Source organism: Actinomadura sp. NBRC 104425 (assembly GCF_030269545.1).
GTDB classification, from domain to species: Bacteria; Actinomycetota; Actinomycetes; order Streptosporangiales; family Streptosporangiaceae; genus Spirillospora; species Spirillospora keratinilytica.
In genome coordinates, this window is sequence record NZ_BSTN01000001.1 from 247,080 (window position 1) to 269,385 (window position 22,306).

Sequence of the window (22,306 nt, forward strand, 5' to 3'; positions counted from 1 at the left end):
GCGGACGACACGGTTTCTGGACCCCACTACGGGCCCAGGGTAACCACGAGCGTCAATTGTTCCAGCGCATCGCGGCGAAGCACAGCCCCGGCACGCGGTTGTGGATAATGCAATCCACCTCAGTCGGAACGGGGAAGATTGCCAAACGGTGACGATCTGCTATCCATGGCGCCGAACGGCGCGCCGCACCCCCTTCGCGACGAGCGCCCCGGCACAGGAGGGTGCTTACCTACCAGGTCAGACGGCACTTCGGCCGACCATTCCCAAAAACCCGACACTCTGCTATAAAGCGGACAAATCACCGCGACCGGCGATACGCGGCCGCCGCCGCGCGGGCAAGGGCGCTCAGTCCGCCGGGCCACCCTCCGCGCGGCGGGGCGCCGGAGCGGCCCGCCGGCGGCGGGCTGCAGGTTGCGGTGCAACTCCCACACCGCACCCGGCCGTCAGACGTTGAAGCGGAACTCGACCACGTCGCCGTCCTGCATGACGTAGTCCTTGCCCTCCATGCGGACCTTCCCGGCGTTGCGGGCGGCGGCCATGGAGCCCGCGGCGACCAGGTCGTCGAAGGAGACGATCTCGGCCTTGATGAAGCCGCGCTGGAAGTCGGTGTGGATGACCCCGGCCGCCTCGGGCGCGGTGGCGCCCTTGCGGATCGTCCAGGCGCGGGCCTCCTTGGGACCGGCGGTCAGATAGGTCTGCAGGCCGAGGGTGTCGAAGCCGATGCGCACCAGCTGCGACAGGCCGGACTCCTCCTGCCCCATGCCCTGCAGCAGCTCCAGCGCCTCGTCGTCGGGCAGCTCGATCAGCTCGGACTCGATCTTGGCGTCCAGGAAGATGGCCTCGGCCGGGGCGACCAGCTCGCTCAGCCGGGCGCGCAGGCCCTCGTCGCCGAGCTCCTCCTCGTCGAGGTTGAACACGTACAGGAAGGGCTTGGCGGTCAGCAGGTGCAGCTCCCGCAGCAGCGCCAGATCGATCCCGGCCGCGGCGGCGCCCGCGAACAGCGTGACGCCCTCGTTCAGCACCTTCTGCGCGGCGGTGACCGCGTCGACGACCGCGAGCTTGTCCTTGTCCTTGCTGGTGCGCGCCTCCTTCTCCAGGCGCGGCAGGGCCCGCTCGATCGTCTGCAGATCGGCCAGGACCAGCTCGGTGTTGATCGTCTCGATGTCGCGGGAGGGCGCCACCTCGCCGTCGACATGGGTGACGTCCGGGTCCTTGAACACCCGGATGATCTGGCAGATCGCGTTGGTCTCGCGGATGTTGGCCAGGAACTTGTTGCCCAGGCCCTGCCCCTCGGAGGCGCCCTTGACGAGCCCGGCGATGTCGACGAACTCCATGGTCGCCGGAACGATCCGCTGCGAGCCGAACATCTCCGCCAGCCGGGTCAGCCGCGGGTCGGGCACCCCGACCACGCCGACGTTGGGCTCGATGGTCGCGAACGGGTAGTTGGCGGCCAGCGCCTCATTCTTGGTCAGCGCGTTGAACAGGGTGGACTTGCCGACGTTGGGCAGGCCGACGATTCCGATGGAAAGGCTCACGACCCTCAAGTCTATGGGCCCCAAGACGCCGGCCGGACCCCGGACGGGCGGCCGGCGGGCGGCCCGCGGGCGGACGGCTCAGGCCTTTGCGGCCCGCAGGAACTCGGCGATGTGCCGGAAGGCCGCCCTGCCCTCGGGCACGAACCCGGCGAACAGCGGGAAGACGTGCGCCTGGCCGTCCCATTCCTGGTAGACGGCGTGCACCCCGGCCGCGCGCGCCCGCGCGGCCACGTCGCGGGCGTCGTCGCGCAGGATCTCCGCGCCGCTGGCCATGACCATCAGCGGCGGCAGGCCCGACAGGTCGCCGCGCCGCGGGGAGAACACGGGATCGTCGTCGTCTTTCCCGCGGCAGTACCGGCGGCCGAGCCGCGCGAGCTTGTCCGCGGGCAGGAGGTACTCGGTACGGCGGTTGAGGCGGTGCGAGTCGGCTTCGCAGCACAGATCGACCCACGGGGACAGGCAGACCGCGGCGGCGGGCAGGGGCGCGCCCCGCTTCTTCAGCTCCAGCAGCAGCGCGAGCGTCAGGTGCCCACCGGCGGAGTCCCCGGCGACGACGACGTCCCGCGCCCTGTACCCGCGGTGCAGCAGGAAGTCGTAGGCGGCGAGCGCGTCCTCCAGGGCGTCGGCGGGGGTGTGGCGGGGCGCCAGCCGGTAGTCCAGTGCGAGCACGGGGCGTCCCGTCGCGGCCGACAGGCGCCAGCTGAACGGACGGTACAGGCGGGGGCTGCCGAAGAAGTACGCGCCGCCGTGCAGGTGGAGGACGACGCGCCGTTCGTCGGGCGTACCGGCGCGCACCCACTCGGCCGTGCACGCCCCCAGGTCCTGCGGGGCCGTGGACACCCCGGGCGGGACGGCCTGCAGGCGCGCGACGGCGCCGACGACGCGCTGCATGCGCGTCATGCCCGCCGGGGAGTCGGGGGCGCACTGCCAGGCGGTCTTCACCGTGGCGCGGACGACCTGGCCCGCGATGCGGGCGCGCAGGGTGGGCGGGCCGCCCGGTTCCATCGCCAGCGTCCGGGCGACTCTGCGCTGCGCCGCCGTCGCCGCGACGAGACGTAGCGGCCCTGGGCTGGTGCTGGTCGTCATCCTGTCGGTCTCCTCCGTGGCGGCCACACCGGCGCCATCGGACGCTACCGCGCCCGCTTCACGGGTGTAAGTAGTCGCTCAGGTCATTTGTCCGGGGCGGCGTCGTCCGGCGCGTCGCTCCCGGCGGTGCCGGGCCGCGCTGTCACGATGAACGGATGGATCTCGCGCTGTTCGCCGGCCTGCTGCTGGGGGCCGCCCTCGGCGTGGTGGTCGGTTTCGCGCTCGCCACCGGCCGCCAGGCCGGTCTCATGGCCCGTGCCAGGGCGGCGGAGGAGAAGCTGGCCTACGCCGAGGAGCGGATGGCCGAGCGCTTCGAGAGCCTGTCCGCGCGTGCGCTCGACGCCAGCAACGAGCGCTTCCTGGAACTGGCCGACGCGCGGTTGAAGGCGGCGGAGGCGGAGGCCGCGGGCGAGCTGGAACGCCGCAAGCAGGCGGTGGAGCACCTGGTGGCCCCCTTGCGCGAGACGCTGGCCAAGGTGGAGGAGCAGCTGCGCGAGGTCGAGACGGGCCGCCGCGAGTCGCATGCGATGCTGGCCAAGCAGGTCGACTTCGTCCGGCAGAGTTCCGAGCAGCTGCGCAACGAGACCCGGACGCTGGTGCGGGCGCTGCAACGTCCCGAGGCACGGGGGCGGTGGGGCGAGCTGCAGCTTCGCCGCGTGGTGGAGCTCGCCGGGATGACCCACCACTGCGACTTCGACGAGCAGGCCGCCGCGTCCACGGTGGACGGGACGGTGCGTCCCGACATGGTGGTGCGGCTCGTGGGCGGAAAGAGCATCGTCGTGGACTCCAAGGTCTCCCTGGCCGCGTACCTGGAGGCGGCCGAAGCGGACGACCCCGCCGTGGAGCGCGCGCGCTTGGACGCGCACGCCCGGCACCTGCGCGACCACGTGGACCGCCTGGCCGCCAAGTCGTACTGGCAGGCGTTCAGCCCCGCCCCCGAGTTCGTCGTGCTGTTCATCCCGGGCGAGGCGTTCCTCGCACCTGCGCTGGACCGCGACCCCGGCCTGCTGGAGTACGCGATGAGCCGCCGGGTGCACATCGCCACGCCGACCACGCTCATCACGATGCTGCGGACCGCCTCCTACGCCTGGCAGCAGGCGGCCCTGTCGCGCAACGCGCGCGCGGTGTTCGAGCTCGGCAAGGAACTGTACGAGCGGCTCGGCACGATGGGCCGGCACGTGGACGAGCTGGGCCGCTCGCTGACGAACGCCGTCCGGTCCTACAACCGCACGGTCGGCTCGCTGGAGACGCGTGTGCTGGTCAGCGCCCGCCGCCTGAACGAGCTGGGGGTGGTGGAGGCGGCGCTGGACGGCCCCGAACCGGTGCAGGAGAGCCCGCGCGCCCTGTCGGCCGCCGAGTTCCGCGACACCGGCGACGGCGCCGCGGGCGGGAGCACCGCCGGGGACGAGCGCGGCGGGGCGGCCGGCGGGGAGCCGGGCGGAGACGGGCGTTCCCGGCCGGGGCAGGCGACCGAACCGGTAGGTTTCGGCGGACGGGCCATCCCTGATCAGATTGATCGGCGAAAGAGGTGGCAATGAGTTCATCGACGGTACGCGACGCGTCGGAGGACGCCTCGCCTGCCCCGGGGAGAGCTGTGCGACGTGGAAGCCGGCGCGGGCGCGGCGCCGCCGCACGCTCCCGGGCGGGCGGGCCGGGCGGCTCGCCGACCACGCTGACCGGGCGCGGCGGCATCGTGGTGATCTTCGCCGCCGGGCTGGTGGGCGCGCTGCTGTCGCGGTGGCTGGACTGGGAGCTGCCGGCGGGGGCGGGCTTCGTCGCCGGGTGCGTGCTGGCGGTCCTGACCACCCGTCCCGCCGACCTGCTGACGCTGGTGGTCAGCCCGCCGCTGGTGTTCCTGGCGGCGACCGTCCTGGCCGAGTTCCTGACCACCCTGGGGCAGGGGTCGATGCTGCGCGGGGTGACGGTGGGCGTGCTGACATCCCTGGCCACCACGGCGCCGTGGCTGTTCCTGGGGACGCTGCTGGTGCTGCTGCTGTCGCTGCCGCGCGGGCTGCCGGCCAACGTCCGGGAGCTGCGCGCCAAGCTGGCCCGTACGCGGCTGTTCGAGGAGGAGGAGAACGAGAACCCGGTCCGGTGGGACGAGTCGCCGGACTCCCCCCGCGACCGCCGCCGCCTCCACCACGGCGAGGTCGACTGAACCGCGGCCTGGGCGCAGCCGAACCGCGCCCCCGGCGGCGCCGCGCGGGCCGTCAGGCGGAGCGCAGGTCCTTGCGCAGCTCGTGCGGCAGGGCGAAGCGCATGCTCTCCTGGACCGACTCGATCTCCTCGACGTCGCCGTAGCCGCGTTCGGCCAGCCAGGCCAGCACGCCCTGCACCAGCTCCTCGGGGACGGAGGCGCCGCTGGTGACGCCGACGGTGGTGACGCCCTCCAGCCAGGCCGGGTCGATCTGCTCGGCGTAGTCGACCAGGTGAGCGTCGTCGGCGCCGTGCTCCTTGGCGACCTCCACCAGCCGCTTGGAGTTGGACGAGTTCGCCGAGCCGACCACGATGACCAGCTGGGCGCGGGCCGCGATCTCCTTGACGGCGGTCTGCCGGTTCTGGGTGGCGTAGCAGATGTCGTCGGACGGCGGGTCCACCAGCTTGGGGAACCGCTCACGCAGCTTCTCGACGGTGGCGACCGTCTCGTCCACCGACAGCGTGGTCTGCGACAGCCAGGCGACCTTCTCGGGGTCGCGGACCTGGACGCCTGCGACGTCGTCGGGGCCGTCCACCAGGTGGATGTGGTCGGGCGCCTCGCCGGTGGTGCCGATGACCTCCTCGTGGCCCTCGTGCCCGATCAGGAGGATGTCGTAGTCCTCCTTGGCGAACCGGACCGCCTCCTTGTGCACCTTGGTGACCAGCGGGCAGGTGGCGTCGATGGTGCGCAGGCTGCGGCTGCGCGCCTCGTCGTGCACGACGGGGGCGACGCCGTGCGCGGAGAAGATCACGATGGCGCCCTCGGGGACCTCCTCGGTCTCGTCCACGAAGATCGCGCCGCGTTCCTCCAGCGTCTTGACGACGTGCACGTTGTGGACGATCTGCTTGCGCACGTAGATGGGCGGACCGTACTTGTCGAGGGCGATCTCGACCGTCTGCACGGCGCGGTCCACACCCGCGCAGTAACCGCGTGGCTTGGCGAGCAGGACCTTGCGCTGGCTGGTGGAGGTCATGGCCCTATCGTACGGGCCGCATCGCCGGTCCCGTACGGCCGTCGGCGTCCCGCCCCCCCGCGGGGGAGGGCTCCGGCGAGGCCGGCTCGCTGTGACTCACTCCACGCGCTTGTTGGACGGCATTCCATTAACCCCGGGGTGACCGCTCTTGCACCGATGCGGCAGAGTGAAAGGTGACGAACGATGCGGTGGCCGACCGACCGGGCCAAGGATCCCGACAGCAGGGAGTGGATGACGATGACGAGATCGCCGCGCCGCCTCAAGGAGCGGGTCCGTGACACCGTCGGCGAGCAGGTTCGCGATCTCCCGCTGCACGCCGTCCGTCTGGCCATGTTCGGGGTGGGCCGGGCGCTGCTGCTGAGCGACCGGCTGACCAGGGACTACAAGGAGCTGACCGAGGGCGGCGGGGTTCGTCCGGTGCTGAGCCGGCTGGGCTCGGACGTGCGGCAGACCGCCGAGAAGGTCGTCGGCCAGGTGGTGGAGCGCGTGCGCGGCGGCGAGGGCGCGTCCGCGCCGTCCCCGGCGCCCGCGCGCAGCCGGGTGACCTCGCGGCCCGCCCGGACCGGGCCGGCGGCGCGGCCGAGGCCGGCGGCCCACACCGCGGGCGGCGAGATCTCCGTGGGCAAGCCCGCGGCCACCAGGCCCCGGCCGGAGCCCGCGCCCAAGCCGGCCCCGAAGCCCGAGGCCGCGACCGAGCCGGCACCTGGAACCAAGCCGACGCCCGAAGCCGAGCCGGTCTCCGAGACCAAGCCTGCCCCCGAGGCCAAGTCGCTCTCCGAGACCAAGCCGGCTTCCGAAGCCGAGCCGCTCTCTGAGACCAAGCCCGCTCCCGAGGCGGAGGCCGAGCCGGCGCCGAAGCCCGCCCCCGAGCCGGAACCGCGGGCCGAGCGCGAGCCCGAACCCGAAGCCGAGGCGAAGGACGAGGCGAAGGACGAGGCGCGGTTCGAGCCGCGCCCCGAGTCGAGGCCCGCGGCGCAGGCCGAGGCCGAGAAGGTCGCCGAGGACCTGCCGGTGCCCAACTACGACCAGGCCACGCTGCCGCAGCTGCGCGCCCGGCTGCGCGGCCTGACGGTCGACCAGGTGAAGCTGCTGCGCGAGTACGAGAGCAAGCACGCGGCCCGCGCCGACGTGCTGCGCATGTACGAGCGCCGCATCGCCAAGCTCAACGGCCTCCACTGACCGACGGCGGCATGCGAACGGCCCCCGGGGAACACGTCCCCCGGGGGCCGTCGCGTGTCCAGGGGTTCAGGTGCGGCTGGGCAGCGGGTTCTCCTGGAAGGCGTGGTCGATGTCCACGCGCTCCAGGTCGCGCAGGTGGTGCCGGCGCAGGACGAGGATCAGCACGGCGATCAGGCAGCTGACCGCGCCGACGTAGTACGGCACATCCGAGTTGATCTCCTCGCCGAGCCGTCCGGCGATGTACGGGGCGACAGCGCCGCCGAGCCAGCGGACGAAGTTGTAGCCCGCCGAGGCGACCGGGCGGGGCGCGTCGGAGACCTCCATGGCGGCCTCGGTGAAAACGGTGTTGTTCAGGCCGATGGGGATGCCGCACAGGATCGTGGAGATGATGATCCCGGTGTGGCCGGTCAGCGCCAGGCCGAGCTGGCACAGCACGAGCAGCCCGAGCGCCAGGTGCATCACTCGGACCGTTCCAATACGGCGCTGCAGGAACGGCGCGCCGAACACCGACGTCAGCGCCACCAGCACGCCCCAGCCGAAGAACACCAGGCCGATGCCGTGCGCGTCCATGCCCAGGACGAACGGGGTGAAGGCCAGGACGGTGAAGAACGCGTAGTTGTAGAACAGCGCGGTGAACGCGGTGGTCGACAGGCCGCCGTGGGCGAGCGCGCGGATCGGGTCCGTCAGCCTGGTCCGCCGCTCCGGCGGGGGCGTCGGCCCGAGCAGCGCAGCGATCAGCAGGAAGCCCACGGCCATCAGGGCGGCGGTGCCGAAGAACGGGTAGCGCCAGTTCATGTCGCCGAGCAGCGCGCCGAGCAGCGGGCCCATCGAGATGCCGAGGCCGAGTGCCGCCTCGTAGAGGATGATCGCGGACTCGGCGCCGCCGCTGGCCGCCCCGACGATCACCGCCAGGGCGGTGGCCACGAACAGTGCGTTGCCCAGCCCCCAGCCGGCGCGGAAGCCGACCAGCTGGCCCACCGTGTCGGACGTGCCCGCCAGCGAGGCGAACACGACCACCAGCGCCAGCCCGGCCAGCAGCGTACGGCGGCCGCCGATGCGGCTGGACACCCAGCCGGTGACCAGCATCGCCACCGCCGTGATCAAAAAGTAGCTGGTGAACAGCAGGGAGACCTGGCTGGGCGAGGCGTGCAAACCTTCGGCGATGGCGGGCAGGATGGGATCGACCAGGCCGATGCCCATGAAGGCGACGACGGCGGCGAAGGCGGTGGCCCAGACCGCCAGCGGCTGGCGCAGGATGCCGCCGCGCCGCGCCGCCTGCTCGGAGGCGGACGGGGCGCCGGGGGGCGTCGGGTGCATGAAGCTCCTTTCAGGGGACGGTGAGGAGCCGTTCCAGGGCGGGCAGCGCCGCGGCCACGGCCGCGCGGTCCTCGTCGCTGAGGGCGGCGAACCGGTCGGCCAGGAACGCCAGGCGGCGTTCGCGCCCGGCGCGCAGCAGGCCGGTGCCCGTCTCGGTGAGCCGGGCGGTGACGACGCGCGCGTCGGCGGCGTCCCGGCCCCGCGCGACCAGCCCGTCCCGTTCCAGCCGGTTGATCTGGGCGGTCATGGTCGGAAGCCGGACGCCGTGCTCGGCGGCGAGCTCGGTCATCCGGCGCGGCCCGGCCTCCAGCGAGCCCAGCACGGACAGCTGCTGGGCGGTGATGGGCTGGTCGGCGGACACCCTGCGCAGCAGCAGGACGACGTCGCGCATGCGCCGGTTGAACTGGTCGGCGAGCGCGCGGTCGGCGTCGGTGGGCCGCCGGTGCGGCGGTGCCTGCCCGGCCGGGGGCGTTACGGGCGCCGGCGCCGGACGGGACGGTGCCGACGAGGACACGGGCTCGGACGCTGTCACGGAAGGTCACCTCACGGACAGATACTTAGGCAGTCTAACTTAGTTTGGCTAACTATTCGGGTGAGTCCGGTCACACCAGCGTGCCGGACCGCGGCCCGGCACGGGCGGCATAGGCTGCCTGCATGGCGATGGAGACCTCGGCGGAGTCGCCGGTGCCGGTCCGCACCGTCCTGCAGGCGGTCGGCGGCTGGATCGGGCGCCTGGGCCGCATCTGGGTCGAGGGGCAGATCACCGACCTGAACGCCCGCGGCGGCACGGTCTACCTGACGCTGCGCGACCCGGTGGCCAACATGTCGGTGCGGGTCGTGGGGCCGCGCGCGGTGTTCGAGGCGGCCGGCCCCGCGGTGGCCGACGGCGCCCGGGTGGTGCTGCACGCCAAGCCCGACTTCTGGCTCAACCGGGGGACGTTCTCGCTGGCCGCCCTGGAGGTGCGGCCGGTCGGCGTCGGCGAGCTGCTGGCCCGGCTGGAGCGGCTCAAGCGGGTGCTGGCGGCCGAGGGGCTGTTCCGGCCCGAGCGCAAGCGGCCGCTGCCGTTCCTGCCCGGCAAGGTCGGCCTGATCTGCGGGCGCGACTCCGACGCCGAGCACGACGTGCTGCGCAACGCCCGGCGGCGCTGGCCCGCCGTGGCGTTCCAGGTGGAGAACGTCGCCGTGCAGGGCTCGTACGCGGTCGGCGAGGTGATGGAGGCGCTGCGCAGGCTGGACGCCGACCCCGGGGTCGATGTGATCGTCATCGCCCGCGGCGGCGGATCCATGGAGGACCTGCTGCCGTTCTCCGACGAGGCGCTGGTGCGGGCGGTAGCGGCCTGCCGCACCCCCGTGGTCAGCGCCATCGGGCACGAGCAGGACACCCCGCTGCTGGACCTGGTGGCCGATGTGCGGGCGTCCACGCCCACCGACGCGGCCAAGAAGGTCGTCCCGGACGTGCGCGAGCAGCTGCAGTACGTGCGGCAGCTGCGCGACCGCGGCCGCCGCTGCCTGGCCGGGGCCGTGGAGCGGGAGCTGGCGTGGCTGAAGGCGATGCGGTCGCGGCCGGCGCTGGCCGACCCGGTCCGCGAGATCGAACGGCAGGACGAGCAGGTGCGCGCGCTGCGCGACCGGGCCCGCCGCTGCCTGACCGCCGCCCTGGACCGCGCCGACGACGAGCTGACGCACACCCGGGCGCGGCTGGTCGCCCTCTCCCCCGCCGCGACGCTCCGCCGCGGGTATGCGATCGTGCAGCGCGAGGACGGCGCGGTGGTGCGCGAGGCCGGGGCGGTCGGCGCCGGCGAGCGGCTGCTGGTGCGGCTGGCCGACGGCCGCATCGCGGTCACCGCCACCGGCGACGACTCCGGCGGCGGCCCCGCCGACGACTCCGCCGACGACTAAGGTTGAACGGTGACCGAGGAGAACTTCGCCCGAAACGGCCCAGGTGAGCAGCGGCTGTCCTACGAGCAGGCCCGTGACCAGCTGGCCGAGGTCGTGCGGCGGCTGGAGGCGGGCGGGCTCACGCTGGAGGAGTCGCTCGGCCTGTGGGAGCGCGGCGAGAAGCTCGCCGCGATCTGCGAGGAGTGGCTCGAAGGCGCCCGCGCGCGTCTGGCCGCGGCGATGAGCGAGCCCGCGGACGGTGACGGCCCGGACGCCCCCTTCTGAGGCCGCCACGCGGTCGTCTCGTCCTCAGGACGGGTTCGACGGCGAGGCCGCGGGCACCGGGACGCCGCCGGTCTGCCGGGGCTGCGGCTTGAGGGACGCGGCCAGCACCGCCAGCTCCTCGTAGGAGGCCGTGCCGGTCACCACCAGGCTCACCCCGTTGGGCAGGGTGCGCGCCAGAGAGTTGGCCTTCTTGTCCTTGCGGTGGTACTTGGTCCAGGTGACGCCGTTGACCTGCTGGGTGCCGATCGGCTTTTTGTTGTTGGTCATCCGGGGGACGTACTCGGACGCCTTCTCGTTGCTCTGCTCCAGCGCCGCGTACTCGTCGCTGGGGGTGACGAACCCCAGATGCCACGCCACCGGCCCCTTGCCCTCGCCCAGGCCGTGCAGCCGCGAGCTGGTGGGACGCCACGTGGGCGGCAGGTTCTCGGGCGCGTACACGGTGTAGGGGGCGTCGCTGCGCATCGCCCACAGCTGGCTCTGGTAGTCGACGGTCGGCAGGACCTCCTTGTGGCTGCGCGGCGTGATCAGGTAGATCGCCGCGACGAGCAGCAGGCAGGCGCCCATCGCCATGGTGAACCCGCCCAGCCCGGTGGTCAGCCGCTTGTAGACTGCGGGGCTCACCCGGACCGGCCCCTCGGCCTCGGCCCGGCCGCCGCCCGGCGCCTCGGCCCGCGCCGCCGCCTGCTCGCCCGCAGCGGCGTCACCCGCGGCGGCGTCGCCGGCAGCGTTGGCGGCATCGTCGGCGGCGGCGTTCCCGGCGTCGTCGGGAGCGGTGCCGCCCGGCACCGCGTCGCTCGGCCGGGCGTCGCTCGGCTGGGCGTCGCTCGGCTGGGCGTCGCTCGGCTGGGCGTCGCTCGGCTGGGCGTCGCTCGGCGGCGCTTCAGTCGTCGCTGGGGTCTTCTCGCTCACGGTCCCAGGATCCCGCACGGTCAGCGGTGCTGCGTCCGGGGGTTGTGGATCGTCGACACGATGGCCATCACGTCGGCGGCGAGCGCGCGCGAGGCCGCCTCGTCGTCGCTGAGGGAGATCTCCGACACCGCGCCCGCCATCGCCCCGGTCAGCACGACGACCAGCGCCTCGTCCACGCCCCCGTCGGCGGTGTGGAACAGGGCGGCGTTGCGGCGGGCCCACTTGTTGAGCCGCTGGCGCATGACGCGGTCGAAGCCGGGCGGGCCGTCGCCGGAGATGAACAGCCGGGCCACATCGCGTTCGGCCAGGCAGCCGTCCAGGTAGGCGCGCGCCCCGGCGATGAACAGCCGCATGGGATCGGTCTCCCCGGCCTCGCGCGCCCGGTTCACCGCCTCCCGGGTGCGCTCCTGCTGGCGGACCTGGAACTCCTCGAACAGCGTGAGGTACAGGTCCGCCTTGCCGTTGAAGTGGTGGTAGAGGCTGCCGACGCTGGCCCCCGCCTTGGCGACGATGTCGGTGACGGCGGCCTGGGCGAAGCCCGCCTCGCAGAACACGTCCCGCGCGGCGGCCAGCAGCGCGCTGCGCGTGGCGGCGCCGCGGTCGGAGGTTCGCGCGGGGGCCTCGCCGCCGGTGTCCGCGCGGGTACCGGCCGCGGCCGCACCGCCCTCCGCGGCGACCCGGCCGGAGGGGACATCGATCTCGCTGCTCATGAGCCCTGAGATTACGCCCTCCGGGCCGGTGGAGCGCGCTCCGCCGATGCCCGGTCCGTCAAAAACGGACCGTTCGGGGTATTGGATCCCGCATGCGCCATGTCTGGTCTGGTCCAATTTGTGACCCTGGACGGGGCGCGCCGACAATCCACGGAGATCACCGACCGAAAGGCCGCCGTCATGTCGCACGAGACCACCGTCCACTCCCCGCTCGTCACCGAGCCCGCGGCGCCGGACCGCAACCTGGCCCTGGAGCTGGTCCGGGTGACCGAGGCCGCCGCCATGGCCGCCGCCCGCTGGGTGGGCCGCGGCGACAAGAACGGCGCCGACGGCGCCGCCGTCAACGCCATGCGCCAGCTGATCAACACCGTGGCGATGCGGGGCGTGGTGGTGATCGGCGAGGGCGAAAAGGACAACGCCCCGATGCTGTACAACGGCGAGCACGTGGGCGACGGCAGCGGCGCCGAGTGCGACGTGGCCGTGGACCCGATCGACGGCACCCGGCTGACCGCGATGGGCATGGGCAATGCGATCGCGGTGCTGGCGGTGGCGCCGCGCGGGTCGATGTACGACCCGTCGGCCGTGTTCTACATGGAGAAGCTGGCCACCGGCCCGGAGGCCGCCGACGTGGTGGACATCGAACGCCCGATCGCCGACAACATCGCCGCCGTCGCCAAGGCCAAGGGCTCCTCGCCGCACGACGTGACCGTGGTGATCCTGGACCGGCCGCGGCACGAGGACATCGTCCGGCAGGTCCGCGCCGCCGGCGCCCGGATCAAGTTCATCACCGACGGGGACGTGGCCGGCGCGATCATGGCGGCGCGCGAGGGCACCGGCGTGGACCTGCTGCTGGGTATCGGCGGCACCCCGGAGGGGATCATCGCGGCCTGCGCGATCAAGGCGCTGGGCGGGGTGCTGCAGGGCCGGCTGTGGCCGCGCAACGACGAGGAGCGGGAGAAGGCCCTGGCCGCCGGGCACGACCTGGACCGGGTGCTGACCACCGACGACCTGGTCACCTCCGACGACGTGTTCTTCGCCGCCACCGGCATCACCGACGGCGAGCTGGTGGACGGCGTGCGCTACCGCAAGGGCACCGCGGTCACGCACTCGCTGGTGATGCGCTCGCGCAGCGGCACCATCCGCTCGATCACCAGCGAGCACAAGCTGAGCAAGCTGCGGGCCTACAGCGCGATCAACTTCGACACCGCGCAGTAGCGGCGCCGGCGGCCGGGCCGCGGCACGGCGGCCCGGCCGCATGGTCCGGCTCAGCGGTCCGGCTCAGCGGCGGCGCTGCAGGCGGCCGCGGACGCGGTCGCGCAGGGTGCGCTTCGGGGTGCGGGCCCGCACCGACCCGAAGATCATCGTGCCGCCGATCTCGACCGTGGGGCCCTCGTTGCCGGAGCGGGTGCGCACGTCGCGGGTGCTGAGGACGGTGCGCCCGGTGACGTTCACCCGGACCCCGTCGGGCACCAGCAGGCGGATGCGGCCGCCCAGCACCATGGCGTCCAGCACCACGTGCCGCCGCTGCAGCACGGCCTGCCGCAGGTCGAGTTCGACGGTGCCGAACAGCGCCAGCAGCGGCAGCCGAACCGGGACCACCCACCGGCCCTCGCGCCGCGTCCGGCCGAACATGACCGACACCGGGCGGTCGTCGACGACGATCGGCTGGGTCTCCTGGGGACCGAGGTCGGCGGTGAGGCCGGTGAGGTCGCCGAGGGTGCGGGCGGCGTAGACGCGCTCGGTGCGCTCGGCGTGCTCGTCGATCGTGAGGCGCCCGTCGGCCAGGGCCTCCCGCAGCACGGCCGCCACGCGTTCCCGGTCGGCGTCGGAGGCGCGCAGGTCACGCACGCTCGGTTCGCTTGTGGGCCGTCGGCTGGGGGTCTCCACGCTTAGAGAGTAGCCGCCGTCCGCGCCTGCCCCGCCGGATCCCGAGAGGCTCGCGGACCGTGTCGAAAGCGGCGGGGAATGCCGCGTCGGGAGCGGTGGCGGAAAAGATCGTCAACGTCCCGGAAAAATCTGTAGGGATTTGCCCGATCTGTACCTAGAGTGACGCTCATGGCCGTTCAGCGTGGTGCGCAGACCTCCGTCCGGGCCTCTGCCGAGGGGGGTACGGCCGCGATCAGCATGCGGGGGGTCGTCAAGCGCTTCGGCGACTTCACCGCCGTGGACGGCCTCGACCTGGAGGTCGCGCCCGGCACCTGCCTGGGCCTGCTGGGCCCCAACGGCGCGGGCAAGTCGACCACGATGAAGCTGCTCACCGCCCAGGCGATCGCCGACGAGGGCGCGATCCGGGTGCTGGGGCTGCCGGTGCCGGGCGAGTCCAAGCGGGTGCGCGCGGCGATGGGCGTCGTCCCGCAGCAGGACAACCTGGATGAGGAGCTGACCGCCCGGGAGAACCTGGAGGTGTTCGCGCACCTGTACCGGGTGCCGCGGCGCGAGCGGCGGGCGGCGGTGGACGACGCGCTGGCCCTGGCGCACCTGACCGGCCGGGCGCACACCAAGGTGGACGACCTGTCGGGCGGGATGCGGCGGCGGCTGCTGATCGCGCGCGGGCTGGTGCACCGGCCCGCACTGGTGCTGCTGGACGAGCCGACCGTGGGCCTGGACCCGCAGGTGCGCGCCGAGCTGTGGGGGCTGATCGACGGGCTGCGCTCGCACGGCACGACGGTGCTGATGTCGACGCACTACATCGAGGAGGCCGAGCGGTTGGCCGACGACTGCGCGCTGATGTCGCGCGGCCGGGTGGTGGCGCGGGGCGCGCCGGCCGAGCTGATCGCCGAGCACGCCGGGCGGCAGGTCGTCGAGCACTTCGGCCCGCCGGAGCGGCTGGCGGAGGTCGAGCGGCTGGCGCACGCGGCGGGGCTGGCGACCCGGCGCACCGGCCCGTCGGTGTCGGTGCTGAAGGCCGAGGCGATGCCGCCGTCGCTGGCCGAGGAGCTGGGGCCGGACGGCGTTCGCCGCGCCGCCACCCTGGAGGACGTGTTCGTGCTGCTCACCGGGGAGAGTGTGGAATGACCGCCGACCGCGCGGCCGAGCGGGTCGCGCCGCCGCGTCCGCTGCGCCGCTTCGAGCTGGCGCCGGTGGGCGGGATCTGGCGGCACGAGCTGGCGCTGTTCCGCCGCTACTGGAGGTCGCAGACGTTCGCCGCGACCGTCGAGCCGACGTTCTACCTGCTGGCGTTCGGCTACGGGTTCGGGTCGCTGGTCGCGGTGGTGTCCGGCATGCGCTACCTGGACTTCATGGCGACCGGCGTGGTGGGCATCGCCGCGCTGTTCACCGCCGTGTTCCCCGGGATGTTCAACGGCTACATCCGGCGGGTGTTCCAGCACACCTACGATGCGATCCTGGCCACGCCGGTGGACGTGCACGAGCTGGTCGCCGGCGAGGCGCTGTGGATCGCGGCCAAGTCGTCGGTGTACTCGTGCACGCCGCTGGTGGTGGCGCTGTTCTTCGGGCTGGACCCGGCGCCGGGCATGCTGCTGGTGCCGTTCGTGGTGTTCTGGCTGTCGCTGGGGTTCGCGCTGTTCGGGATGTGGACGTCCACGGTCGTGCCGTCCATCAACTCGTTCGACTACGTGATCACCGGTGTGGTGACGCCGCTGTTCCTGGTGGCGGGCACCTTCTTCCCGGTGGACGCGCTGCCGCGGTGGGCGCAGTACGTGGCGATGGCCAATCCGCTGTTCCACTGCGTGGAGCTGGTGCGGCACGCGGTGTTCGGGCTGCGTCCGGCGGCCGACGTGGGGCATCTGGCCCTGCTGGTGGTGTTCTCCGCGCTGATGTGGCTGCTGGCCGTGCGCGGCATGCGCCGCCGCCTCATCGACTGAAACGCCGTCTCGGCGCCTCGAGACCGTCCGGCCGGGGGATTCGCGCGGCGGAGGCGCTGCGGTACGCTGCCGCCCTGACGCGAAACTTTCTCATCTTCGGCCCGGGTGGGCGGAGAGGCGGGCGCCGGATGACCGTGCGGATCACCGGTCGGGACCGGCGGGCGCGGCTGGCCGCCTACGCCGCGTTCGGCGTGCAGGGCCTGTGCTTCGCCGCGCTGGTGACCCAGGTGCCGCGCATTCAGAAGGCGCACCACCTCGGCGACGTCGCGCTGTCGCTGGTGCTGCTGGCCGTCCCGCTGGTCGCCGGGCTGGGCAGCGTGCTGGCGGGCGCGGTGTTCGCGCGCGCCGGCAGCGGGCCGGTGCTGCGGGTGGCGCAGCCGGCGGTGTGCGCGGCGATCGTGCTGATCGGGGCGACCGGCGACGCGGACGTGCCGCTGTACGCGGCGGTCGCGCTGTTCGGCCTGTTCGTCGGGGCGGTGGACGCGGCGATGAACGCCCAGGGCGTCGCGGTCGAGCGGCGCTACGGCATGAGTCTGATCACCGGCTGCTACGCGGTGTGGAGCGTCGCGGGCATCCTCGGCGGCCTGTGGGCGTCGCTGTCCAACCGGCTCGACCTGCCGCTGCCGGCCTGCTTCGCCGCGGCCGCGGCGGCGGGGCTGGCGGGGACGCTGTGCACCGGCCACCTGCTGTACCGCAAGCACGAGGAGGGCGACGGGCCGAGCGCCGAGGAGCTGAAGGCGGCCGGACGCAGCGTCCCGTGGCGCCCGATCCTGGTGGTGGGCACGGCGATGGCCGTGGCGTACCTCGCCGACGCCGCCCTGTCCAACTACGGCGCCCTGTACCTGGAGGACGAGCTGTCCGGCAGCGACTGGGTGGCGCCGCTGGGCTACGTGGCCTACCAGATCGCGATGGTGGTCAGCCGCGCGGTGGCCGACTTCGGCGTACGGCGGTGGGGCGCGGTGCGGGTCGTGCGCGTGGGCGGGGCGGTCGGCCTGGCGGGGATGGCGGGCGTGGTGGCCGCGCCCAACGCAACCGTCGCCATCGCCGCGTTCGGCGTGGCGGGGCTGGGCCTCAGCGTGATCGTGCCGGTGTCGTACTCGGCGGCGGGCAAGGTGGACCCGACGGGGCTGGGCGTGGCCGTGGCGCGGGTCAACGTCTTCAACTACGTGGGGTTCGTGCTGGGCGCCGCCGTCGTGGGGGCGATCGCGCCCCTCGACCCCGACCACGGGCTGCGGCTGGCGTTCGTCGTGCCGACGGTGCTGGTGCTGCTGGTGTTCGCCACCGCGCGGGGCTTCGACCCGGTGGTGGACGGGGCGGCCCGGCCGGACGCTCCGGCGATGGAGCGCCCGGCCGTGTGACGCGGTGGGCCGGACGGCGCCGGCCGGGCCGCGCAACGGGGCGCCGGTCGGGTTCAGGCGTCTTCCAGGGCGGTGACGGCGCGCTCCCCCGCGGCCTGCGCCTCCTCGGGGGTCAGGTCCTGCTGCGCGCGAGCGAGGGCGGCCTCGGCGGCGTTCACGGCGGCCCTGGCGGTGACCGCGTGCTCCTGGGCCCGGTCGAGGTCGCCGAGCCCGACACAGTCGAACGCCACCTGCGCGTCGTGAACGGCCATCTTGAGCTGCCGAGCGGCCTCGTCCAGGCTCATCCATACCTCCTTGTGCGGGAAGCCTCTTCCTACCCTCCTGTACCCTCCGTAACCGCCCTGCCCAACAGTTCGGCGGCGCGCGCCAGGCGCGCCTCCGGCAGCCGGGCGTAGCCGAGCACCAGCGCGGGCGCGGCCAGCCCGGCGCGCGCGGCCGACCACATCGGCGTCGCCCCCGCCACCGCCACCCCGGCGCGGGCTGCGGACGCGACGACGGCCTCCTCGTCGCATCCCCTGGGCAGCTCCAGGTACAGGTGGATCCCGGCGGAGATGCCGCGCACCACCGCGTCGGGCACGTGGGTGCGCAGCGCCGACACCAGGGCGTCGCGGCGGGAGCGGTACTGCCGCCGCATGACCCGCAAGTGCCGGTCGTATCCGCCGTCGGCGATGAAGCGCGCCAGCGCGTGCTGCTCCAGTGCGGGGCTGCCGAGGTCGGTGTGGGCGCGGTAGGCGCGCAGCCGTTCGGCCAGGTGCGGCGGCGCCACGGCCCAGCCCAGCCGCATGGCCGGGGCCAGGGACTTGCTCACCGACCCGAACAGCACGACGTGTTCGGGCGCGATGCCCTGGATGCACCCGACGGGATCGCGGTCGTAGCGGAACTCGGCGTCGTAGTCGTCCTCCAGGATGACGCCCCCCGTCCTGCGCGCCCATGCGACGAGGGCGGCGCGGCGGTGGGGGGCCATCACCACGCCGGTGGGGTACTGGTGCGCGGGCGTCACCAGCACCGCGCGCGCCCGGGTGCGGGCGAGCGCGTCGACGTCCAGGCCGTCGCGGTCCACCGGGACGCGCTCCAGCCGCATCCCGGCCGCCTCCAGCATCGGCAGCTGCCGCACGCTCGTGGGGTCCTCCACGGCCAGGACGCGGTGCCCCTCCTCGGCCAGCAGCCGCACCGTGATCGCAAGGCCCTGCGCCACCCCGTTCATCACCAGCACCTGCCTCGGCTCGGCGTGCAGGGCGCGGACCCGGCCGAGGTATGCGGCCAGTGCCGCGCGCAGCGCGGGCACGCCCGCCGGGTCGGGGTAGGCCAGGTCCTCGTTCGGCACGTCGCGCAGTACCGCGCGCATCGTCGCCAGCCAGCGCGCTCTCGGGAAGGCGGACAGGTCGGGGAGGCCGGGCCACAGGTCGTAGGTGAACTCCAAGCGCGCGTCCCGCGGCACGGCGGCGGGTTCGTCCACCGCGGCCGTCCCGCTGCCGTGGGACGGCGCGTCGACGGCGGGCGCCCTGCGCACGGTGGCCTTCGGCTGCGGGCCGGGGGCGGTGTGCGCGGCGTCCCAGGGGGCGAGGCGGGGCGGCGGGGGCTCGTCGGGGCGGGCCAGGGGCGCGACCCGCGTGCCGTCCCCGCGCCGCGCGAGGAGGAAGCCCTCGGCGACCAGTTGCTCGTAGGCGGCGACCACCACACCGCGGGAGACGTCGAGGTCACGGGAAAGGTCACGGCTGGACGGCAGCCGCGTCCCCGGGGCCAGCCGCCCCGAGCGGATCGCCGCGCGGAATCCTGCGGCTATCTGTGCGGCCAGCCGTCCGGCGGACCGGTCGAGGGGAAGATGCAGATCCGTCACATCAGGTTCAGCGTTCCCGACGCCGTATCCCGTCACCCGTGGACCATGAGGCCCGTGCCCCAGCGCCGCCTTACCGGCGCGGCGGTCGTACGCTGTAGGGCGGCCCCACCGGAAGCCCGGGCCGCTCCCCAGCCGGGTGCGCGCCCGCGAGCAAGACAGCGCGCGAGGTACATCGATGCCCGAGTTCTCCTACACCGACCTGCTGCCGACCGGCCCGGACGACACCGAGTACCGGCTGCTGACGTCCGAGGGCGTGTCGACGTTCGAGGCGGGCGGGCGGAGGTTCCTGCAGGTCGAGCCGGAGGCGCTGCGGCTGCTCACCGAGACCGCGATGCGCGACATCGCGCACCTGCTGCGGCCCGCGCACCTGGCGCAGCTGCGCAAGATCCTGGACGACCCCGAGGCCAGCCCCAACGACCGGTTCGTGGCGCTGGACCTGCTGAAGAACGCGGGCATCGCCTCCGGCGGCGTGCTGCCGATGTGCCAGGACACCGGCACCGCGATCGTCATGGGCAAGCGGGGCCGGCACGTGCTCACCGACGGCCGCGACGAAGAGCACATCTCCCGCGGCGTGTACGACGCCTACACCCGGCTGAACCTGCGCTACTCCCAGATGGCGCCGCTGACCATGTGGGAGGAGAAGAACACCGGCAACAACCTACCCGCGCAGATCGAGCTGTACGCCACGTCCGACGACGCCTACAAGTTCCTGTTCATGGCCAAGGGCGGAGGCAGCGCCAACAAGTCGTTCCTGTACCAGGAGACCAAGGCCGTCCTGAACCCCAAGCGGATGATGTCCTTCCTGGAGGAGAAGATCCGCTCGCTGGGCACGGCGGCGTGCCCGCCATACCACCTGGCGATCGTGGTGGGCGGCACGTCCGCCGAGTACGCGCTCAAGACCGCCAAGTACGCCTCCGCGCGCTACCTGGACACGCTGCCCACCGAGGGCTCCCCGCTCGGCCACGGCTTCCGCGACCTGGAGCTGGAGCAGCAGGTGTTCGAGCTGACCCAGCGGCTCGGCATCGGCGCGCAGTTCGGCGGCAAGTACTTCTGCCACGACGTGCGCGTGGTGCGGCTGCCCCGGCACGGCGCGTCCTGCCCGGTGGCGATCGCCGTGTCGTGCAGCGCCGACCGGCAGGCCCTCGGCAAGATCACCGCGGAGGGCGTGTTCCTGGAGCGGCTGGAGACCGACCCGGCCCGGTTCCTGCCCGACACCACCGACGACGAGCTGGACGGCGAGGTGGTGCGCATCGACCTGAACCGGCCGATGGACGAGATCCGCGCCGAGCTCACCCGCTACCCGGTCAAGACCCGGCTGTCGCTGACCGGGCCGCTGGTGGTGGCCCGCGACATCGCGCACGCCAAGATCAAGGAGCGGCTGGACGCGGGCGAGCCGATGCCGTCGTACCTGCGCGACCACGCCGTCTACTACGCGGGCCCGGCCAAGACGCCCGAGGGGTACGCCTCCGGCTCGTTCGGCCCGACCACCGCCGGCCGCATGGACTCCTACGTCGAGCAGTTCCAGGCGGCGGGCGGGTCGCTGGTCATGCTGGCCAAGGGCAACCGGTCGCAGCAGGTCACCGACGCGTGCAAGAAGCACGGCGGCTTCTACCTGGGCTCCATCGGCGGCCCGGCCGCGCGGCTGGCGCAGGACTGCATCAAGAAGGTGGAGGTCCTGGAGTACCCGGAGCTGGGCATGGAGGCCGTCTGGAAGATCGAGGTGGTCGACTTCCCGGCGTTCATCGTGGTGGACGACAAGGGCAACGACTTCTTCGCCGACACCACCGGCCCGCTGCTGACGATCGGGCGGCGGTAACGGCGCCGGACGTCGGCGGCATTTCACCCGACACCTCAACAAACTGCCTCACACCGCCGGGTGACGGAGGGTCCCTCCGGTATCTTGTCCGCCATGTCTCGGTCAGAGCGCCTCGTTCTCGCGACGCGCTACCGGCTGGTCTCGCGCATAGGCCAGGGCGCCCACGGCACGGTCTGGAAGGGCCACGACGACCTTCTCGACCGCGCCGTGGCGATCAAGGAGCTGCGGGTGCCCGAGGACCTGTCCGAGGACGACCGCATCGTCTTCTACCGGCGGACCCTGCGCGAGGCGCGGGCCCCGGCCCAGCTGCGCAGCCCGTCGATCGTCGAGGTCTACGACGTGGTGATCGAGCAGGGCCGGCCGTGGATCGTGATGGAGCTGGTCGAGGCGCCCAGCCTGGAGCAGATCATCCACGAGTCCGGCCCGCTGCCGCCCGAGCGGGTCGGCCCCATCGGCCGCCAGCTGCTGGACGCGCTGGCGGCCGCGCACCGCGCCGGCATCGTGCACCGCGACATCAAGCCCGGCAACGTGCTGCTGGACGGCGACCGGGCGGTGCTCACCGACTTCGGGCTGTGCTCCCCGGCCGGGTCGGCGAGCCTGACCAAGTCGGGGCATTTCATGGGGTCGCCCGCGTACGTGGCGCCGGAGGTGGCCGCCGGCGAGCAGGCCACCCCGCGCTCGGACCTGTGGTCGCTGGGCGCCACGCTGTTCGCCGCGCTGGAGGGCCGCCCGCCCTTCGAGCGCGACAACGTGCTGGCCACCCTGAGCGCGCTGGCCAACGAGCCCGCGCCCGTCCCGCGCAACGCCGGGCCGCTGGCGCCCGTGGTGAGCGGCCTGCTGGACAAGAACCCCGCCCGGCGGCTCAGCCACGCCCGCGCGGCCGACCGCCTGGAGCGGGCGCTGGCCGGGCCGCGCTCGGGCCGCCGGCCGCCCACCCCGCGGCTGCGCATGGTGGCCGCGATCGCACTGGCCGGGGCGACGGTGGCGTCCTGCGGCATCGGCGTCACCGCGCTGGTCATCGGCATGTCCAAGCAGAGCTCCGGCCCGCCCGCCACCGAGCCCGCCACGGCCGCCGCGCAGGCCCGGGCGGGCGACGACGGCGACGCGCCGCCCGGCGCCGCGTCCGCCGCCCTGGTCGTGCGGGCCCGCACCGACAACTGCAAGATCTTCGTATCGGTGCCCGGCCACGGCATGGAGGTGCTCGCCGACGAGACGCTGGCGCGCGGGGACGTCCGCCAGTACGACCGGCCCAGCCTCAACGTCGTGATCCACGACGCGTCCGCGTGCGACGTGTGGGTCAACGGGCAGCGCAAGCCGCTCGGCGAGCCGGGCCGCCGGCAGAGCTACACCGTCACCAAGCAGACCCCCGGAAGCTGACCGCCGGTCCGCGCGTCCGCACCGC

General features: G+C 73.6%; 21 protein-coding genes. 11 read left to right on the top strand and 10 right to left on the bottom strand.

Annotation, left to right across the window (positions count from 1 at the left end; genetic code table 11):
* Positions 1 to 443 precede the first annotated feature (443 nt).
* The gene (gene ychF / locus QSK22_RS01180; protein WP_285491996.1) at positions 444 to 1,535 is read right to left on the bottom strand and encodes a redox-regulated ATPase YchF; all 1,092 of its coding nucleotides are present in this window, start codon (positions 1,533 to 1,535) and stop codon (positions 444 to 446) included.
* 78 nt (positions 1,536 to 1,613) lie between these two features.
* Complete coding sequence (locus QSK22_RS01185) at positions 1,614 to 2,621, bottom strand: alpha/beta hydrolase (RefSeq protein ID WP_285491997.1); 1,008 nt, start codon at positions 2,619 to 2,621, stop codon at positions 1,614 to 1,616.
* A gap of 155 nt (positions 2,622 to 2,776) precedes the next feature.
* On the opposite strand from QSK22_RS01185, the gene QSK22_RS01190 reads away from it, so the two are divergent.
* Both QSK22_RS01190 and QSK22_RS01195 read left to right on the top strand, forming a co-directional pair.
* On the top strand, positions 2,777 to 4,159 hold the full coding sequence (locus QSK22_RS01190) for a DNA recombination protein RmuC (RefSeq protein ID WP_285491998.1): 1,383 nt from the start codon (positions 2,777 to 2,779) through the stop codon (positions 4,157 to 4,159).
* Between the two features lie 56 nt (positions 4,160 to 4,215).
* A complete protein-coding gene (locus QSK22_RS01195) occupies positions 4,216 to 4,779 on the top strand; it encodes a DUF6542 domain-containing protein (RefSeq protein WP_285491999.1) in 564 nt (187 codons plus the stop codon).
* Between the two features lie 52 nt (positions 4,780 to 4,831).
* On the opposite strand, the gene QSK22_RS01200 is transcribed toward QSK22_RS01195, so the two are convergent.
* The gene (locus QSK22_RS01200; protein WP_285492000.1) at positions 4,832 to 5,791 is read right to left on the bottom strand and encodes a 4-hydroxy-3-methylbut-2-enyl diphosphate reductase; all 960 of its coding nucleotides are present in this window, start codon (positions 5,789 to 5,791) and stop codon (positions 4,832 to 4,834) included.
* A gap of 183 nt (positions 5,792 to 5,974) precedes the next feature.
* Here QSK22_RS01200 and QSK22_RS01205 point away from each other — a divergent pair, with 183 nt between their 5' ends.
* Positions 5,975 to 6,970, top strand: a complete 996-nt coding sequence (locus tag QSK22_RS01205) for a DUF8129 domain-containing protein (protein WP_285492001.1) — start codon at positions 5,975 to 5,977, stop codon at positions 6,968 to 6,970.
* Positions 6,971 to 7,036: 66 nt separating this feature from the next.
* On the opposite strand, the gene QSK22_RS01210 is transcribed toward QSK22_RS01205, so the two are convergent.
* Positions 7,037 to 8,287 carry an MFS transporter gene (locus QSK22_RS01210; protein ID WP_285492002.1) on the bottom strand — a complete coding sequence of 417 codons (1,251 nt, stop codon included), beginning with the start codon at positions 8,285 to 8,287 and terminating at the stop codon, positions 7,037 to 7,039.
* Positions 8,288 to 8,297: 10 nt separating this feature from the next.
* Positions 8,298 to 8,819, bottom strand: coding sequence for a MarR family winged helix-turn-helix transcriptional regulator (locus QSK22_RS01215; RefSeq protein WP_352231396.1), 522 nt, complete (start codon positions 8,817 to 8,819; stop codon positions 8,298 to 8,300).
* A gap of 122 nt (positions 8,820 to 8,941) precedes the next feature.
* Here QSK22_RS01215 and xseA point away from each other — a divergent pair, with 122 nt between their 5' ends.
* The gene (gene xseA / locus QSK22_RS01220) at positions 8,942 to 10,186 is read left to right on the top strand and encodes an exodeoxyribonuclease VII large subunit (protein ID WP_285492003.1); all 1,245 of its coding nucleotides are present in this window, start codon (positions 8,942 to 8,944) and stop codon (positions 10,184 to 10,186) included.
* Between the two features lie 9 nt (positions 10,187 to 10,195).
* Entirely contained in the window at positions 10,196 to 10,450 is a 255-nt protein-coding gene (locus tag QSK22_RS01225; protein ID WP_285492004.1) for an exodeoxyribonuclease VII small subunit, read from the top strand.
* 24 nt (positions 10,451 to 10,474) lie between these two features.
* Here the strand turns inward: QSK22_RS01225 and QSK22_RS01230 are convergent, their stop codons facing one another.
* The gene (locus tag QSK22_RS01230; RefSeq protein ID WP_285492005.1) at positions 10,475 to 11,359 is read right to left on the bottom strand and encodes a DUF4245 domain-containing protein; all 885 of its coding nucleotides are present in this window, start codon (positions 11,357 to 11,359) and stop codon (positions 10,475 to 10,477) included.
* Positions 11,360 to 11,379: 20 nt separating this feature from the next.
* A complete protein-coding gene (locus QSK22_RS01235; protein WP_285492006.1) occupies positions 11,380 to 12,069 on the bottom strand; it encodes a TetR/AcrR family transcriptional regulator in 690 nt (229 codons plus the stop codon).
* Between the two features lie 180 nt (positions 12,070 to 12,249).
* Here QSK22_RS01235 and glpX point away from each other — a divergent pair, with 180 nt between their 5' ends.
* Positions 12,250 to 13,284 carry a class II fructose-bisphosphatase gene (gene glpX, locus QSK22_RS01240; protein WP_285492007.1) on the top strand — a complete coding sequence of 345 codons (1,035 nt, stop codon included), beginning with the start codon at positions 12,250 to 12,252 and terminating at the stop codon, positions 13,282 to 13,284.
* A 63-nt stretch (positions 13,285 to 13,347) separates the two neighbouring features.
* Here the strand turns inward: glpX and QSK22_RS01245 are convergent, their stop codons facing one another.
* The gene (locus QSK22_RS01245; RefSeq protein ID WP_285492008.1) at positions 13,348 to 13,917 is read right to left on the bottom strand and encodes a DUF1707 SHOCT-like domain-containing protein; all 570 of its coding nucleotides are present in this window, start codon (positions 13,915 to 13,917) and stop codon (positions 13,348 to 13,350) included.
* Between the two features lie 207 nt (positions 13,918 to 14,124).
* Here QSK22_RS01245 and QSK22_RS01250 point away from each other — a divergent pair, with 207 nt between their 5' ends.
* The 3 genes from QSK22_RS01250 to QSK22_RS01260 all read left to right on the top strand — a co-directional run bounded on the left by QSK22_RS01250 (position 14,125) and on the right by QSK22_RS01260 (position 17,251).
* Positions 14,125 to 15,084, top strand: a complete 960-nt coding sequence (locus QSK22_RS01250) for an ABC transporter ATP-binding protein (RefSeq protein WP_285492009.1) — start codon at positions 14,125 to 14,127, stop codon at positions 15,082 to 15,084.
* The gene (locus tag QSK22_RS01255; RefSeq protein WP_285492010.1) at positions 15,081 to 15,893 is read left to right on the top strand and encodes an ABC transporter permease; all 813 of its coding nucleotides are present in this window, start codon (positions 15,081 to 15,083) and stop codon (positions 15,891 to 15,893) included. Before QSK22_RS01250 ends, QSK22_RS01255 begins: the two co-directional genes overlap by 4 nt.
* Positions 15,894 to 16,021: 128 nt before the next feature.
* Complete coding sequence (locus QSK22_RS01260; protein ID WP_285492011.1) at positions 16,022 to 17,251, top strand: MFS transporter; 1,230 nt, start codon at positions 16,022 to 16,024, stop codon at positions 17,249 to 17,251.
* 53 nt (positions 17,252 to 17,304) lie between these two features.
* On the opposite strand, the gene QSK22_RS01265 is transcribed toward QSK22_RS01260, so the two are convergent.
* Together QSK22_RS01265 and pdxR are read right to left on the bottom strand one after the other, a co-directional pair.
* The gene (locus tag QSK22_RS01265) at positions 17,305 to 17,535 is read right to left on the bottom strand and encodes a hypothetical protein (protein ID WP_285492012.1); all 231 of its coding nucleotides are present in this window, start codon (positions 17,533 to 17,535) and stop codon (positions 17,305 to 17,307) included.
* A 29-nt stretch (positions 17,536 to 17,564) separates the two neighbouring features.
* Positions 17,565 to 19,088 carry a MocR-like pyridoxine biosynthesis transcription factor PdxR gene (gene pdxR / locus QSK22_RS01270; RefSeq protein WP_285492013.1) on the bottom strand — a complete coding sequence of 508 codons (1,524 nt, stop codon included), beginning with the start codon at positions 19,086 to 19,088 and terminating at the stop codon, positions 17,565 to 17,567.
* A gap of 175 nt (positions 19,089 to 19,263) precedes the next feature.
* On the opposite strand from pdxR, the gene QSK22_RS01275 reads away from it, so the two are divergent.
* Both QSK22_RS01275 and QSK22_RS01280 read left to right on the top strand, forming a co-directional pair.
* Positions 19,264 to 20,904, top strand: a complete 1,641-nt coding sequence (locus tag QSK22_RS01275) for a fumarate hydratase (RefSeq protein ID WP_285492014.1) — start codon at positions 19,264 to 19,266, stop codon at positions 20,902 to 20,904.
* 93 nt (positions 20,905 to 20,997) lie between these two features.
* Complete coding sequence (locus tag QSK22_RS01280; protein ID WP_285492015.1) at positions 20,998 to 22,281, top strand: serine/threonine-protein kinase; 1,284 nt, start codon at positions 20,998 to 21,000, stop codon at positions 22,279 to 22,281.
* Positions 22,282 to 22,306: the final 25 nt, after the last annotated feature.

Bases quoted from the DNA above. Each gene is read 5' to 3' on its own strand.
- QSK22_RS01185 (WP_285491997.1), bottom strand. From the start codon at position 2,621: ATGACGACCAGCACCAGCCCAGGGCCGCTACGTCTCGTCGCGGCGACG.
- QSK22_RS01190 (WP_285491998.1), top strand. From the start codon at position 2,777: ATGGATCTCGCGCTGTTCGCCGGCCTGCTGCTGGGGGCCGCCCTCGGC.
- QSK22_RS01200 (WP_285492000.1), bottom strand. From the start codon at position 5,791: ATGACCTCCACCAGCCAGCGCAAGGTCCTGCTCGCCAAGCCACGCGGT.
- QSK22_RS01205 (WP_285492001.1), top strand. From the start codon at position 5,975: ATGCGGTGGCCGACCGACCGGGCCAAGGATCCCGACAGCAGGGAGTGG.
- QSK22_RS01210 (WP_285492002.1), bottom strand. From the start codon at position 8,287: ATGCACCCGACGCCCCCCGGCGCCCCGTCCGCCTCCGAGCAGGCGGCG.
- xseA (WP_285492003.1), top strand. From the start codon at position 8,942: ATGGCGATGGAGACCTCGGCGGAGTCGCCGGTGCCGGTCCGCACCGTC.
- QSK22_RS01235 (WP_285492006.1), bottom strand. From the start codon at position 12,069: ATGAGCAGCGAGATCGATGTCCCCTCCGGCCGGGTCGCCGCGGAGGGC.
- glpX (WP_285492007.1), top strand. From the start codon at position 12,250: ATGTCGCACGAGACCACCGTCCACTCCCCGCTCGTCACCGAGCCCGCG.
- QSK22_RS01250 (WP_285492009.1), top strand. From the start codon at position 14,125: ATGGCCGTTCAGCGTGGTGCGCAGACCTCCGTCCGGGCCTCTGCCGAG.
- QSK22_RS01255 (WP_285492010.1), top strand. From the start codon at position 15,081: ATGACCGCCGACCGCGCGGCCGAGCGGGTCGCGCCGCCGCGTCCGCTG.
- QSK22_RS01260 (WP_285492011.1), top strand. From the start codon at position 16,022: ATGACCGTGCGGATCACCGGTCGGGACCGGCGGGCGCGGCTGGCCGCC.
- QSK22_RS01265 (WP_285492012.1), bottom strand. From the start codon at position 17,535: ATGAGCCTGGACGAGGCCGCTCGGCAGCTCAAGATGGCCGTTCACGAC.
- QSK22_RS01275 (WP_285492014.1), top strand. From the start codon at position 19,264: ATGCCCGAGTTCTCCTACACCGACCTGCTGCCGACCGGCCCGGACGAC.
- QSK22_RS01280 (WP_285492015.1), top strand. From the start codon at position 20,998: ATGTCTCGGTCAGAGCGCCTCGTTCTCGCGACGCGCTACCGGCTGGTC.